This is a genomic window from Leclercia adecarboxylata, from assembly GCF_006874705.1.
GTDB lineage: Bacteria > Pseudomonadota > Gammaproteobacteria > Enterobacterales > Enterobacteriaceae > Enterobacter > Enterobacter adecarboxylatus_C.
Genome location: NZ_CP035381.1, coordinates 1 through 14,911, shown reverse-complemented (window position 1 = coordinate 14,911; position 14,911 = coordinate 1). Strand labels below are relative to the sequence as shown.

Sequence of the window (14,911 nt, the reverse complement as noted above, 5' to 3'; positions counted from 1 at the left end):
AGCAGTGTTGGATTTGGGGTCGTCAGTCAAAGAGACGACTCTGTGATGGATCGAACAGGCTGGGAGTCAGTGGCGGCGCTCGTTCTGGTGGCAGCTCACGCTGCTTGGCGGCATTCGCCTTGGCTGTTTTCTGTTTCAGATGCTTGAGAATCTGCTCAATGACCTTCGGATCTTCGATGCTGGCAATCACTTTGACGTGACCGCCGCAGTGTTCGCAGACTTCAATATCAATATTGAAGACTCGCTTGAGGCGTTGCATCCAGGTCATGGCGCGGTGGCGCTCTGCAGGACTCTTGTCACGCCAGTTAGTATCGAGACCTTCCGATTTGTCGGGCTTCTTGCCCCGCTTGGCGGGTGTTACTTGAACTCGGTGTTTGCTGTTCGGTGCAAAGACGCCGTGGAAGCGTGTGAGGTTGACTCGCGGCTTAGGTACCAACGCAGCGAGTTTGGCGATGAAGTCCAGCGGCTCGAAGATCACATGGGTGGTGCCATTGCGGTACGGAGTTTTGAGCTCGTAACGCACCTGCCCATTGGCGGTTAATGCCAGACGTTTTTCTGAAACCGCTGGCCGACTAATGTAGCGACACAAGCGCTCAAGCTTATCCCGCTGATGCGCTTCGGCCATCACACCGGCGTGTAGCGAGAAACCAGCATGGTTGGCTACTCGACTGCTTGAGTCGGCTTTATCCTCACGCCCTGGCAAGGTTTGCAGGGTGAAGACTTTGCGCCCTTGCTGGGGGCCGACGGCAATGCGATACGTAACCGAAGCACCATGTAATTGAGTCAGCGTATCGTCTTCGCCCTCTTCCAGTGTCAACCACGTATTCTCGGCATCACGCTCCAAAATCCCACGCTTTTCCATGCAGCGAGCGATGCGATGGCTGAGGGTGTGAGCGAGCGTATTCAGCTCATCGTAAGTGGGTGCCTTGACACGATGGAAGCGTTGCTTGCCATAGTCATCTTCGGCATAGACACCATCGAGAAACAGCATGTGGTAGTGGACATTGAGATTTAGCGCGGAGCCAAAGCGTTGGATAAGAGTCACTGAGCCAGTTTGTGCAGAGGCTTTGGTGTAACCGGCTTTTTTGATCAGATGAGTTGAGAGTGTACGATAGACGATACTCAAGACCTGGCCCATCAGCTGGGGATGGCGAGCCAGCAAAAAGCGTAGCTGGAAAGGAAAGCTGAGCACCCACTGGCGAATGGGCTCCTTGGGGAAGACTTCGTCTATCAGCAGCGCCGCACTCTCGGCCATCCGGCGGGCACCGCAGCTAGGGCAAAAGCCGCGTCGTTTACAGCTGAAGGCGACCAGACGCTCGTGATGACAATCCTCGCAGCGAACCCGCATGAAACCATACTCCAGACGGCCACATTGGAGGAGGTCGTTGAATTCTTGTTGGATGTAGCGAGGCAGGTGTTGACCTTGGGCTTCGAGTGAGGCTTTGAAGGCTGGGTAGTGCTGCTCAACCAGCTGGTAGAGCAGCGTCTGGTCGGGTTGGTGGCGTTCGTAACCGTTTGTTTGAGTGGGCGATTGACTCGCCGTGGCGTTCCTTGCCAGCGACATGGGTATCCTCCGCTGATACTGTGGTTATGTACAGTATCAGCGGCTTGCGTTCAGACGTCCAGTCTGGCCCTAGACATCGCTAAATGCTTAACCCGCAATAGCCCTCACGAGTTGTTATCAGCCACTACCGGTTGAGCGAGAAGGTTTTGGGTTCAGGGTGCTATTGCTCCACCAATCACAATACTGAAGCCCCAACTGTTATCAGTTGGGGCTTTTTCTTGTCTGTTTGCGGCGGTTGCGTTTTATCGGTAGTCGTCGAGCTCTGCACCATCCCACATAAGAGCTTAACGGTGCGATCTTCAACGCCATCACACAAAACTTTCTTTTTCACGCACAGTCAACTTATTGGATGTTTTATTAACAACCCAAAAGGAGATATTTAGCGGGCGGCCGGAAGGTGAATGCTAGGCATGATCTAACCCTCGGTCTCTGGCGTCGCGACTGCGAAATTTCGCGAGGGTTTCCGAGAAGGTGATTGCGCTTCGCAGATCTCCAGGCGCGTGGGTGCGGACGTAGTCAGCGCCATTGCCGATCGCGTGAAGTTCCGCCGCAAGGCTCGCTGGACCCAGATCCTTTACAGGAAGGCCAACGGTGGCGCCCAAGAAGGATTTCCGCGACACCGAGACCAATAGCGGAAGCCCCAACGCCGACTTCAGCTTTTGAAGGTTCGACAGCACGTGCAGCGATGTTTCCGGTGCGGGGCTCAAGAAAAATCCCATCCCCGGATCGAGGATGAGCCGGTCGGCAGCGACCCCGCTCCGTCGCAAGGCGGAAACCCGCGCCTCGAAGAACCGCACAATCTCGTCGAGCGCGTCTTCGGGTCGAAGGTGACCGGTGCGGGTGGCGATGCCATCCCGCTGCGCTGAGTGCATAACCACCAGCCTGCAGTCCGCCTCAGCAATATCGGGATAGAGCGCAGGGTCAGGAAATCCTTGGATATCGTTCAGGTAGCCCACGCCGCGCTTGAGCGCATAGCGCTGGGTTTCCGGTTGGAAGCTGTCGATTGAAACACGGTGCATCTGATCGGACAGGGCGTCTAAGAGCGGCGCAATACGTCTGATCTCATCGGCCGGCGATACAGGCCTCGCGTCCGGATGGCTGGCGGCCGGTCCGACATCCACGACGTCTGATCCGACTCGCAGCATTTCGATCGCCGCGGTGACAGCGCCGGCGGGGTCTAGCCGCCGGCTCTCATCGAAGAAGGAGTCCTCGGTGAGATTCAGAATGCCGAACACCGTCACCATGGCGTCGGCCTCCGCAGCGACTTCCACGATGGGGATCGGGCGAGCAAAAAGGCAGCAATTATGAGCCCCATACCTACAAAGCCCCACGCATCAAGCTTTTGCCCATGAAGCAACCAGGCAATGGCTGTAATTATGACGACGCCGAGTCCCGACCAGACTGCATAAGCAACACCGACAGGGATGGATTTCAGAACCAGAGAAAGAAAATAAAATGCGATGCCATAACCGATTATGACAACGGCGGAAGGGGCAAGCTTAGTAAAGCCCTCGCTAGATTTTAATGCGGATGTTGCGATTACTTCGCCAACTATTGCGATAACAAGAAAAAGCCAGCCTTTCATGATATATCTCCCAATTTGTGTAGGGCTTATTATGCACGCTTAAAAATAATAAAAGCAGACTTGACCTGATAGTTTGGCTGTGAGCAATTATGTGCTTAGTGCATCTAACGCCTGAATTAAGCTGCGCCGCGAAGCGGCGTCGGCTTGAATGAACTGTTAGACATCATTGGCGTGGAGCCGAGCAGACTGGCGGCTTCGTGCTTCACAAAGTAAATGAACGCAGTCAACTGATCAGCGCGTGAGGCCAAGCAATCCATCCCTTGTCCAAGGTAAGCCTGCTGGGCTTCAAGCAGCACGGGCTGATGTTGGACGGGCAGGCGTTCCATTACCCAGTTGGCAGCTACATCCTTCGGCGCGATCTTGCCGGTTGCTGCGCTGTACCAAATGCGAGACAAAGTAAGCACTACATTCCGCTCGTCGCCTGCCCAATCCGGTTGTGAGTTCCATAGTTTCAAGGTGTCGGCCAGTGCTTTGAATAGATCGCTTTCCGGGACTGAGTTGAAGAAATCTTCCGCGGCCGAACCTGCCAAGGCAAGGCTGTGTTGCCTTGCTTTAGTTAGCAGAATAGCCAGATCAACATCGGTTGTCGCGGGCTCGAAGATGCCCGCAAGAATGTCCTTGCGCTGCCACTCCCCGAATTGCAGTTCCCGTCTGGCTGGATAACGCCAAGGAACAACATCGCCGTACACGACGATGGTAACTTCCAAGGCACGGAGAGCTTCACTTTGGCCGGGAGAAGCGGAAACTTCCAGGAAATCTACGAACAGAGCCTGCCGCACAGTCTCATCGAGCTGTGCAGTCACAGTAACCAGCAAATCAATATCACTGCATGGCTTCAGGCCACCGTCGAGTGCAGAGCCGTACAAATGCACGGCCAGCAACGTCGATCCCAGATGATGCTCGATGACGTTGAGTGCCTGTGATAGCTGTACCGAAATCTCGGCGGGCACTGCGTTGCTCATGATGTCTAACTCCCAATTTGTGTAGGGCTTATTATGCACGCTTAAAAATAATAAAAGCAGACTTGACCTGATAGTTTGGCTGTGAGCAATTATGTGCTTAGTGCATCTAACGCCGCTAAGCAGCGGCACATTTTGCGTTTTGAGCGCAGCGAAGCAAAATGTGTCCGATGGCTTGGATGGTTAACCCCTTTGCCAGATTTGATAGCGATAATTTATATTTGAATGAAATTCCTGCTCGAACACCACATTGAACTCTTTGGGGATTTCCGGAAAGAAAACATTGCCCTCTGGCTCGGAATCTATTGTCGAGATATGTAGCGTGTCGGCATGGGCGATCAGACTCTTGTAGATCTCTCCACCACCAGAAACAACAACATGGTTCGTAAGAGTCTTTAGCTCCCTCATTGCTGCTTCTATAGATGGAAACACAACCACATCATCGTTAGTAGCTACCGATCCTGAGCGGCTGACAACTGCATACTTTCTATTTGGGAGAGCCCCCATTGCCTCAAATGTTTTACGGCCGACTAAGAGCCATTGATTGTAAGTTATTGCTTTAAAAAGCAGCTGCTCACCTTTAGCGTTCCACGGGATATCCGAGCCGCAGCCAATAACCCCATTTCTTGCTTTTGCAGCCATTAGTGATATTTTCACGATACTCCTTTGGGTTAACGCCGCCATAAACGGCGACAGGGTGGCGCGCCTATTGCGCATAAAATGGCGAAGCCATGCGCAACAGGCGCGGAATCTCTGGCGTCCGGTTTGATGGCTTTGTTATGCAAAGGACTAGTCTTCAATGACGTGTAAACCACGGCGCTTTAAGTCCTCCAACGAATCCAACATTCCCCTTATTAATTCAACAGGATGCCCCTCCCAGTCTTCAACAACGCCAACAATTCTCAAGGGTTCGCAGGTTCTATAGGACTGTGTTGGATTACCGGGAAATCTTTTGTTCGTAAGATTCGGATCGTCTTCGAACGGTCCTGTTGGCTCAACTATGTATATGTAGCCGCGACCCTCGAGGCCAGACAGTGACATAGCAAGTTCAGCTCCCCAAACTGCTGGCTCCATCAAGGCTGAAAAGTAGATGTGCTTAAGAATACGACCGTCCTCGAAATGAGAGATGAACCCTGTGGTTAGCAAGTCACCAATCGCCAAATTGGCTTTGGTTCCATGATAGAACGGTCCTTGCACCTGCTTGTAATTATCATGAGAGATGGGAATCCAATCTTTTACCATTTTAAGACCCTTAATTGTTGGGATTTGGCTGCATAACGTTTGACATGAGGGGCGGCCAAGGGCGCCAGCCCTTGGACGTCCCCCTCGATGGAAGGGTTAGGCATCACTGCGTGTTCGCTCGAATGCCTGGCGTGTTTGAACCATGTACACGGCTGGACCATATGGGGTGGTTACGGTACCTTGCCTCTCAAACCCCGCTTTCTCGTAGCATCGGATCGCTCGCAAGTTGCTCGGCGACGGGTCCGTTTGGATCTTGGTGACCTCGGGATCATTGAACAGCAACTCAACCAGAGCTCGAACCAGCTTGGTTCCCAAGCCTTTGCCCAGTTGTGATGCATTCGCCAGTAACTGGTCTATTCCGCGTACTCCTGGATCGGTTTCTTCTTCCCACCGTCCGTCCCCGCTTCCAAGAGCAACGTACGACTGGGCATACCCAATCGGCTCTCCATTCAGCATTGCAATGTATGGAGTGACGGACTCTTGCGCTAAAACGCTTGGCAAGTACTGTTCCTGTACGTCAGCAAGTGTCGGGCGTGCTTCTTCTCCGCCCCACCACTCGACGATATGAGATCGATTTAGCCACTCATAGAGCATCGCAAGGTCATGCTCAGTCATGAGGCGCAGTGTGACGGAATCGTTGCTGTTGGTCACGATGCTGTACTTTGTGATGCCTAACTTTGTTTTTGCGTTGCTCATGATGTCTAACTCCCAATTTGTGTAGGGCTTATTATGCACGCTTAAAAATAATAAAAGCAGACTTGACCTGATAGTTTGGCTGTGAGCAATTATGTGCTTAGTGCATCTAACTTTGTTTTAGGGCGACTGCCCTGCTGCGTAACATCGTTGCTGCTCCATAACATCAAACATCGACCCACGGCGTAACGCGCTTGCTGCTTGGATGCCCGAGGCATAGACTGTACAAAAAAACAGTCATAACAAGCCATGAAAACCGCCACTGCGCCGTTACCACCGCTGCGTTCGGTCAAGGTTCTGGACCAGTTGCGTGAGCGCATACGCTACTTGCATTACAGCTTACGAACCGAACAGGCTTATGTCCACTGGGTTCGTGCCTTCATCCGTTTCCACGGTGTGCGTCACCCGGCAACCTTGGGCAGCAGCGAAGTCGAGGCATTTCTGTCCTGGCTGGCGAACGAGCGCAAGGTTTCGGTCTCCACGCATCGTCAGGCATTGGCGGCCTTGCTGTTCTTCTACGGCAAGGTGCTGTGCACGGATCTGCCCTGGCTTCAGGAGATCGGAAGACCTCGGCCGTCGCGGCGCTTGCCGGTGGTGCTGACCCCGGATGAAGTGGTTCGCATCCTCGGTTTTCTGGAAGGCGAGCATCGTTTGTTCGCCCAGCTTCTGTATGGAACGGGCATGCGGATCAGTGAGGGTTTGCAACTGCGGGTCAAGGATCTGGATTTCGATCACGGCACGATCATCGTGCGGGAGGGCAAGGGCTCCAAGGATCGGGCCTTGATGTTACCCGAGAGCTTGGCACCCAGCCTGCGCGAGCAGCTGTCGCGTGCACGGGCATGGTGGCTGAAGGACCAGGCCGAGGGCCGCAGCGGCGTTGCGCTTCCCGACGCCCTTGAGCGGAAGTATCCGCGCGCCGGGCATTCCTGGCCGTGGTTCTGGGTTTTTGCGCAGCACACGCATTCGACCGATCCACGGAGCGGTGTCGTGCGTCGCCATCACATGTATGACCAGACCTTTCAGCGCGCCTTCAAACGTGCCGTAGAACAAGCAGGCATCACGAAGCCCGCCACACCGCACACCCTCCGCCACTCGTTCGCGACGGCCTTGCTCCGCAGCGGTTACGACATTCGAACCGTGCAGGATCTGCTCGGCCATTCCGACGTCTCTACGACGATGATTTACACGCATGTGCTGAAAGTTGGCGGTGCCGGAGTGCGCTCACCGCTTGATGCGCTGCCGCCCCTCACTAGTGAGAGGTAGGGCAGCGCAAGTCAATCCTGGCGGATTCACTACCCCTGCGCGAAGGCCATCGGTGCCGCATCGAACGGCCGGTTGCGGAAAGTCCTCCCTGCGTCCGCTGATGGCCGGCAGCAGCCCGTCGTTGCCTGATGGATCCAACCCCTCCGCTGCTATAGTGCAGTCGGCTTCTGACGTTCAGTGCAGCCGTCTTCTGAAAACGACAAACAGCCAGAAAGGCTGTTACAGGCGATTTGATCTGCAACCTATTGGTTAAATTAATGTATCAAAAACGATGGTTTTTGTGACAGTCTTGAAAAGTCCTGACTTCTCCCGAAAAATGACTCCCCTCATGTAACAAAACTCGTTACTGTATCAACATAACAATAACCCCATAACTAATTAGCGAGAAAAGAATGAAAATCGGCTATGCACGTAAATCTACGCATCTTCAGGATGTGGCGCACCAGGTTGACGAACTAACAAAAGCTGGATGTGAGCAAATCTATCAGGATCAGACCTCACGTAGCGGCCCCAAGCGCGACAAAAAAGGTGCGCCGGAACTGGAGAACTGCCTGAAAGCATTGCGCGAGGGAGATACCCTAGTAGTTTGGGCACTAGATCGGCTCGGCGGTTCATTGGGTCAAGTCATTACTTTACTCGACGACCTGAAGAAACGCGGAATAACTTTCATAGCCATCAAGGACAGAATAGACACAAATGCGCCAGTTATAGGGGAAATCTATACTCATCTGATGGCGATATTCTCTAGCTTTGAACGCAACCGCAATATTGAAAGAACGCGCTCAGGCCTTGCAGCTGCACGCGCAAGGGGCCGTGTGGGAGGGAGAAAACCGTCACTTTCTGAAGAAGATGTTAAACAAATTAGAATCTTACTTGCTGATCCTGAAATGACAGTTGGTGCAGTTGCTAAGCGCTTCAACGTTTCTCGCATGACTATTTATCGCTACACCACAAAATCATGAATGACCGCAGCATGGCGGTTTTATTTTCTTATGCCCGTCAGGGCATGGAAGGCGACCACGCCGGACTTAAACGGGCACCGGCCGCAAATCGCCGGAAACCGCAACGCTGACCGTATCGCCCGGCCCAGCCCCTCCCTGCAAAGCCATAACCCAGCCCGCCGCCACGCAGCTGCCGCACGTCCCCCACGGTGGTGCGCAGTGGGCGCCGCGCGCCTGCGCGCGGGAACGGCGGCCCGCCTTCGGGTCGCGGCGCCGTACTGCGCGTTAGCGGCCGCACGCGGCCGGTTACGGGGGACACTACGCCATACGACCAGCGACCCGCTGAGCTGCACAATCCACGGATAACACAAGCTACATACATGTCGATATGGGAATCGGCCCACCTTGCCGGGCTGCGTAATTGCATCGGACTTGACTACCCATTTGCATTTTACTTGGTGACCGTTTGCAGATTACTTGACCATCACCAACTAAATCTGTCCCATTAGATTTAGTTGGCGTAAGGCCTTACATCTTAACGGCTGCTGTGTGCCAAAAGCGGAAGTTGGAGTGCCAGAGGCGCTCTAAAAATTAATGGTTCGTTATGCAGGGATACAAACAAATACCTGCATGGTTTCTATGGCTTTTTGATTGGATTCATGTATGACGGTAATGCCTTCATTCCGTCAGCTTTTGCAGTGCTTACCTCCATGTATAGACGATTGATAAGAACGATTTGTATACTTCCTCATATCTACAGATTTTTCAGGTACTCACATGAAAATGACACGCTTAGAAGCTATCAAGGCATGGGGAAGAGCAAGCCGAGAAGGTAAGCCAATTCCCGAAGAGGTCAGAGAAGTTCTGATCAGCACCCAACAAAATGATAGTAGCCATGATTTCCATGTAGAACCCACTACAGCTAAAGTTAGAGTTAGCAAAGAGCAAGTAAAAAAGAATATTAACGGTAAGAAACCGTTAACTGCGCCTGCACCTATCCGTAGCGTAGGAGGTTATTTAACTCCTAAAGAAATGGAAACTTACAACCAAAAACGCAAGTTAAATAATCAAAAACGTAAAAATAAACCTTTACTTTATTCAGATATAATGCTTGAACTTCTTGCATCTGGTTTGTCAAAAAAGCAAGCGACGAAGAAAGCAAAAGATATTATTCAGCGTGAAACACTTGAGCGACTCAATAACAAAAAAAGTAAACCTGTGGCTAAAGTATCACTTTCATCCAAATATAGAGCTATTCGTAATTAGAAAAAGATTAAGTCTGATCCTTGGCACATAGCGAAAACGAAACAGGACGAAATAATTCAAGCTAAAAACGAACAAAAAAAGCTAGAGGCGGATCTTATAAGTCGCCGTATTTCATGTATTGAATGCAAGGTTGATTTTCAATCGCTTGGAGGATTTGCAGACCATGCTAGAGATGTTCATCATGCAAGCATAAGTACACCTAAGCTAATTGTAGAAATTGAAAAACCTATTGCCAATGCTGATTTTTTAATCGGGGTGCCTGTATTATCGTCTACTGAATCAGTAGAGGAAGTTGTTTCTATTCCTGTTGCCAAAACTCCAGAATCCTTTAGTGATAAGTGGCTCAGATTGTTTGCAGAAAAGGGGTACACCGTTGCTATGGTTGATGCTTTCAAACGAGAAGCAACTAAACAAGGTATGGATGTAAAAGAGGCACATGAATTTCTTAGTGTCTGTAAGCCGTCAAAACACCTCACAGGAATACCTGTACGCCCTTTAGAAGTGATTCTTCCTCCTGAACAACCGAATACCATTATAAATCCCGTAGAAACGCTTGTAAATTCAGTTGCTAATGCTCCTTCTTACGCTCCCGCTCTATCTGAATCTATTGAGCAAGCGTTGTTCGCAGATCGTATTGTTCGTACCCGTACCAATCAGAACGATTTTAAAGAGCGTGTGGCCGCTAACTTTGGTTATCGTTGTGCCATAACTAATAGCGGAGAAGCACTAGAGGCCGCCCACATTGAGCCAGTTGGAACAGGAAATAATAATACTTCTAACGGATTATTGATGCTTGCATGTTTGCATCGCCTTTTTGATGCTGATTTAATGGCTATTAATCCTGACTTACTCACTGTACATTTCAAACCTGATTGCACATACTTTGCTAAAAGTATATTGGAAGGTAAAAAAATAAATGCTCACTCAGTTCCTTTGAACAAATCGGGATTGCTAGAACGCTGGCTTCGCTTTGATGTCTAAAGGCACGAAAAAGTGAAATGCAACTATTTCTACAGTCACTTTTGTGGGAGAAAAAGTGCCAACTTCAGCTCCTCGCTCATAGTAGACCTCCCGACGCCTCAGGCGGTCCGCTTTGTGCCAGAAGTGGACGTTAAAGTGAACTATCTTAGTGGTCAGGTTTATGCTTATAGGACGAAAGCTATCAGTTTTCTGGCAGATTTTCTTATCAGATAATATTCACCTGTCAGGTAACAAATTACTGCAATGAAGCTTATTGCTCCACCCAGCACCGTGTTATTGACCAGCAATTATAAGGCTGCCGCCAGGCAGTTTCTTATGTTCCCGTCCGGGCATTCGGTAAAACGCCCATAACACCGAACTGTGTAACAGGGAAAGTGACGACTACTTGGATTTTTAAGCGCCCGATGACTTCCTACTTGTTGAGATACCTGAGAGCGATTAAGCATACACAATAATCTTAACTCTCTGTGTAATACATATGTATTACACAGAGAAATGCCTAATTTTTCAGGTTTATCTTTATGAATACGTAACACAAAAATTATTACAGTGAGTCATCGAAAATTGATTCATGCGGCACGCATTTTCTTGCGTTACGATTCCATTTTCGTGCTCAGCAACAAATGCCATGTCTCTTGTAATTGGGATTATCCAGGTCAGATCGTTTTTCCAAAGATTAACGTTCCAGAAATCAGGCAGGATAAAGTTTTCCTCCGGCGATTTAACTAATCCCCACTTCCTGCTTTTAAATAAAATATTTAATTTATTCAAGTCCATTTTGAATGTCAAACCCCGAAACATATCATCATGCATTGTTCCGTCCGGCCTCATAAAATAAGCCCCTTTGTACTCTAATGTGTCCTGCTCTTCAAAAGATAACTCGCTTCCGATTATGCGGAAATTGACGCTTTCCGGACGTTCGCTGGCTAACCTGCCCCTGATATTCCACATCAGGTAGTAATCAGTTATTCTTCCGAAATTGAAGCTATTTTCATTATTTATTGCTTTATCTACTTCTTCCTTAAAAGCATCCTCTATGCTTTTCATAAGTCTTTCCGTGGATTCATCCCATCCTTTTTTTGAATAAAAGACTTCATCGTTGACAGACTTTTGTTTTACGACCCCTTCTTTATCTACTATCTTTACATAAACTTTATTTGCATCCTGTGAAAATAGTTTCAGGAACTGTCTGCCCAGGTAATGCTGTTTATACGTGAACTGCACGGTTTTGGTTCTGTTCCTGCGCGGTTTTTTCATATTACCTCAGAATATTCATGACGGATTAAGTTCAGCTTAGCATGTCCTGATCCTAAACTGTTCCGGCGAGGCCGCTACTGTTTGAGGGTATGAGATGCCCGGACACGGTAATTCGGTAAAACGCCCATATTACCGAATTACCAGTAATGAGGCTTGATAGCAGGCTTCTTCTTTGTAGGGACACGTTCAGGAAACTGGTGAGATTGCAATTCGTCAATCTTCACTTGTCGTCTTATCCAATCACTATGGTTTTTAAGTGAGCCGGGCACTCCGCGTTCGATACCTTCGCGATGTGGCAAAATAATGCCAACCGTTATTTCTGGAAAATCTTCCTTTATTGCTTTTAAGGCAGGCGTCATATCGGTATCAGCCGACACTAAGACTATTTGTGCAATGCGTGCATCTGCTTCAAGGTTCTGTTGCTTTGAAAGAAGTCGGTACATACTGATAGCAATATTTACATCGGTCTCTTTTTCCTCAAGATCCCATACATCAACCTTATCAGATCGGGATGCAGGAATACCATCCAGATAACGCGGCGCACTGCCACGATTAAGCCTGTGTCTTCCTAAATGGACTGTAACGCCCTTCGCCTTGAGTGCGCGAATATAAACATCCTGAGCTTCAGCCGACTCTTTACCTCTGGTTGCAAGAGGAGGTAAAACGGGAGAGGTAAAGTAATTTACCTGGGCAGTCTCAGAGGCAGGATTTTGAATTTTCGTGATATATGTCAGAAGCGCAGGGAGGTCGAGCCACTTGAAGGGTGTTCCAGCCAGCAGCCCGTAAAAGAGATTGTATCCATCAATGAAAAAAGCGGTGCGCACGTTTGCTTCCCATCAGATACGAAAAAACCGGCTCGCTGGCCGGTTTCTTCACCCCAACTGCCAGTGAACTTAATCGCTGCGTTCGGGGTTGAGTTGTAGGAACAATACTATGCTATTTTGACGACCCCGTCAATCATCCCTGCTAATCCTGCATAACGGCCTTTCATCCCCGCTCACGATCTGTAGACATTCGGTAAAACCCGCATAACACCGAATCGCCCCGCCGCGGCGCGCAACACTACATGTTGTGCCTGTCTCAGCTGGCAGGCCTACCAGATATAGTGATCGGGCGGTCAGCGCCGGGGCAGGCCGCGCCGGTTGCCCCGCTGCGCCATTCGGTAAAACTCCGGCACGGGGGGGGGCCCGAATGCGGTTTACCGCCAGCGGAGTTTTTCTTCTTGCTTTTTTACACATTGCACAATGGCGAGGTGGTATTAGAAAATGTCATTTCTCACATTAAGCCTATATCCGCTTTTCGCTCATAGCTGCCGGTCAACTCGGAAGGAAACTGTCTCTATTTTCTGTTGGAGATGACCAAGAGAAGTGCAAACAGGCAGTCAAGTAAAATGCAAATGGGGAGTCAAGTGAATGCAAATACCCACCGGGCGCCGCTGCCGCGTGGGAATCGGCCCACCTTGCCAGGCGCTGCTGCCGTGTGGAAATCCGCCCATCTTGCCGGGCGCCGCTGCCGTGTGGAAATCCGCCCATCTTGCCGGGCGCCGCTGCCACGTGGGAATCGGCCCATCTTGCCGGGCGCTGCTGCCGCGTGGGAATCGGCCCACCTTGCCGGGCGCCGCTGCCGTGTGGAAATCCGCCCATCTTGCCGGGCGCCGCTGCCGCGTGGGAATCGGCCCACCTTGCCAGGCGCCGCTGCCACGTGGGAATCGGCCCACCTTGCCGGGCGCCGCTGCCGTGTGGAAATCCGCCCATCTTGCCGGGCGCCGCTGCCGCGTGGGAATCGGCCCACCTTGCCAGGCGCCGCTGCCGCGTGGGAATCGGCCCACCTTGCCGGGCGCCGCTGCCGTGTGGAAATCCGCCCATCTTGCCGGGCGCCGCTGCCGCGTGGGAATCGGCCCACCTTGCCAGGCGCCGCTGCCGCGTGGGAATCGGCCCACCTTGCCAGGCGCCGCTGCCGTGTGGAAATCCGCCCATCTTGCCGGGCGCCGCTGCCGCGTGGGAATCGGCCCACCTTGCCAGGCGCCGCTGCCACGTGGGAATCGGCCCACCTTGCCGGGCGCCGCTGCCGTGTGGAAATCCGCCCATCTTGCCGGGCGCCGCTGCCGCGTGGGAATCGGCCCACCTTGCCAGGCGCCGCTGCCACGTGGGAATCGGCCCACCTTGCCGGGCGCCGCTGCCGTGTGGAAATCCGCCCATCTTGCCGGGCGCCGCTGCCGCGTGGGAATCGGCCCACCTTGCCAGGCGCCGCTGCCGCGTGGGAATCGGCCCACCTTGCCAGGCGCCGCTGCCGTGTGGAAATCCGCCCATCTTGCCGGGCGCCGCTGCCGTGTGGAAATCCGCCCATCTTACCGGGCGCCGCTGCCGCGTGGGAATCGGCCCACCTTGCCAGGCGCCGCTGCCACGTGGGAATCGGCCCACCTTGCCGGGCGCCGCTGCCGTGTGGAAATCCGCCCATCTTGCCGGGCGCCGCTGCCGCGTGGGAATCGGCCCACCTTGCCAGGCGCCGCTGCCACGTGGGAATCGGCCCACCTTGCCGGGCGCCGCTGCCGTGTGGGAATGCACCCACCTTCCTGACGGAAATTAAAAAAACCTGTCAAATGACAGGCTCAAAGGTGCTGGTTTATGTCAGACGGGATTTTGCTTATCGAGTATTGAGAACAAAAACGGCACTGTTGCAAATAGTCGGTGGTGATAAACTTATCATCCCCTTTTGCTGATGGAGCTGCACATGAACCCATTCAAAGGCCGGCATTTTCAGCGTGACATCATTCTGTGGGCCGTACGCTGGTACTGCAAATACGGCATCAGTTACCGTGAGCTGCAGGAGATGCTGGCTGAACGCGGAGTGAATGTCGATCACTCCACGATTTACCGCTGGGTTCAGCGTTATGCGCCTGAAATGGAAAAACGGCTGCGCTGGTACTGGCGTAACCCTTCCGATCTTTGCCCGTGGCACATGGATGAAACCTACGTGAAGGTCAATGGCCGCAGGGCGTATCTGTACCGGGCCGTCGACAGCCGGGGCCCGCACTGTCGATTTTTATCTCCTCCCGTCGTAACAGCAAAGCTGCATACCGGTTTCTGGGTTAAATCCTCAACAACGTGAAGAAGTGGCAGATCCCCGCGATTCATCAACACGGATAAAGCGCCGCCTATGG

Annotated in this window: 13 protein-coding genes and 1 pseudogene; 5 read left to right on the top strand and 9 right to left on the bottom strand. The window is 51.9% G+C overall.

Annotated features, from left to right (window positions below):
• Positions 1 to 22 precede the first annotated feature (22 nt).
• From ES815_RS00645 to ES815_RS00615, 7 genes are all read right to left on the bottom strand, one after another.
• A complete protein-coding gene (locus tag ES815_RS00645; protein WP_000050481.1) occupies positions 23 to 1,564 on the bottom strand; it encodes an IS91-like element ISCR1 family transposase in 1,542 nt (513 codons plus the stop codon).
• A 404-nt stretch (positions 1,565 to 1,968) separates the two neighbouring features.
• A complete protein-coding gene (gene sul1, locus ES815_RS00640; RefSeq protein ID WP_000259031.1) occupies positions 1,969 to 2,808 on the bottom strand; it encodes a sulfonamide-resistant dihydropteroate synthase Sul1 in 840 nt (279 codons plus the stop codon).
• Positions 2,802 to 3,149 carry a quaternary ammonium compound efflux SMR transporter QacE delta 1 gene (locus ES815_RS00635; RefSeq protein ID WP_000679427.1) on the bottom strand — a complete coding sequence of 116 codons (348 nt, stop codon included), beginning with the start codon at positions 3,147 to 3,149 and terminating at the stop codon, positions 2,802 to 2,804. The genes sul1 and ES815_RS00635 overlap by 7 nt, the downstream gene beginning before the upstream one ends.
• 116 nt (positions 3,150 to 3,265) lie before the next feature.
• Positions 3,266 to 4,111, bottom strand: a complete 846-nt coding sequence (locus tag ES815_RS00630; protein ID WP_001749984.1) for an ANT(3'')-Ia family aminoglycoside nucleotidyltransferase AadA16 — start codon at positions 4,109 to 4,111, stop codon at positions 3,266 to 3,268.
• Positions 4,112 to 4,291: 180 nt separating this feature from the next.
• Positions 4,292 to 4,765, bottom strand: a complete 474-nt coding sequence (gene dfrA27, locus ES815_RS00625) for a trimethoprim-resistant dihydrofolate reductase DfrA27 (RefSeq protein WP_001749985.1) — start codon at positions 4,763 to 4,765, stop codon at positions 4,292 to 4,294.
• Between the two features lie 132 nt (positions 4,766 to 4,897).
• Positions 4,898 to 5,350: an NAD(+)--rifampin ADP-ribosyltransferase Arr-3 gene (locus ES815_RS00620; RefSeq protein ID WP_001749986.1), complete on the bottom strand. Its 453-nt coding sequence runs from the start codon at positions 5,348 to 5,350 to the stop codon at positions 4,898 to 4,900.
• 96 nt (positions 5,351 to 5,446) lie between these two features.
• The gene (locus ES815_RS00615; RefSeq protein WP_063840321.1) at positions 5,447 to 6,001 is read right to left on the bottom strand and encodes a fluoroquinolone-acetylating aminoglycoside 6'-N-acetyltransferase AAC(6')-Ib-cr5; all 555 of its coding nucleotides are present in this window, start codon (positions 5,999 to 6,001) and stop codon (positions 5,447 to 5,449) included.
• Positions 6,002 to 6,292: 291 nt separating this feature from the next.
• On the opposite strand from ES815_RS00615, the gene intI1 reads away from it, so the two are divergent.
• The 4 genes from intI1 (at position 6,293) to ES815_RS23910 (ending at position 10,494) form a co-directional block, all read left to right on the top strand.
• Complete coding sequence (gene intI1 / locus ES815_RS00610; protein ID WP_000845048.1) at positions 6,293 to 7,306, top strand: class 1 integron integrase IntI1; 1,014 nt, start codon at positions 6,293 to 6,295, stop codon at positions 7,304 to 7,306.
• A gap of 392 nt (positions 7,307 to 7,698) precedes the next feature.
• On the top strand, positions 7,699 to 8,268 hold the full coding sequence (locus tag ES815_RS00600) for a recombinase family protein (RefSeq protein WP_001749988.1): 570 nt from the start codon (positions 7,699 to 7,701) through the stop codon (positions 8,266 to 8,268).
• Between the two features lie 756 nt (positions 8,269 to 9,024).
• On the top strand, positions 9,025 to 9,513 hold the full coding sequence (locus ES815_RS23915; RefSeq protein WP_260609619.1) for a hypothetical protein: 489 nt from the start codon (positions 9,025 to 9,027) through the stop codon (positions 9,511 to 9,513).
• A gap of 255 nt (positions 9,514 to 9,768) precedes the next feature.
• Positions 9,769 to 10,494, top strand: coding sequence for an HNH endonuclease signature motif containing protein (locus tag ES815_RS23910; RefSeq protein ID WP_260609618.1), 726 nt, complete (start codon positions 9,769 to 9,771; stop codon positions 10,492 to 10,494).
• Positions 10,495 to 11,013: 519 nt separating this feature from the next.
• On the opposite strand, the gene ES815_RS00585 is transcribed toward ES815_RS23910, so the two are convergent.
• Positions 11,014 to 11,751, bottom strand: coding sequence for a hypothetical protein (locus ES815_RS00585; protein ID WP_004201234.1), 738 nt, complete (start codon positions 11,749 to 11,751; stop codon positions 11,014 to 11,016).
• Positions 11,752 to 11,888: 137 nt separating this feature from the next.
• Positions 11,889 to 12,575, bottom strand: coding sequence for an NYN domain-containing protein (locus tag ES815_RS00580; RefSeq protein ID WP_004201232.1), 687 nt, complete (start codon positions 12,573 to 12,575; stop codon positions 11,889 to 11,891).
• Between the two features lie 1,906 nt (positions 12,576 to 14,481).
• On the opposite strand from ES815_RS00580, the pseudogene ES815_RS24085 reads away from it, so the two are divergent.
• A pseudogene (locus ES815_RS24085) lies at positions 14,482 to 14,904 on the top strand (IS6 family transposase); the annotation flags it as partial.
• Positions 14,905 to 14,911 lie beyond the last annotated feature (7 nt).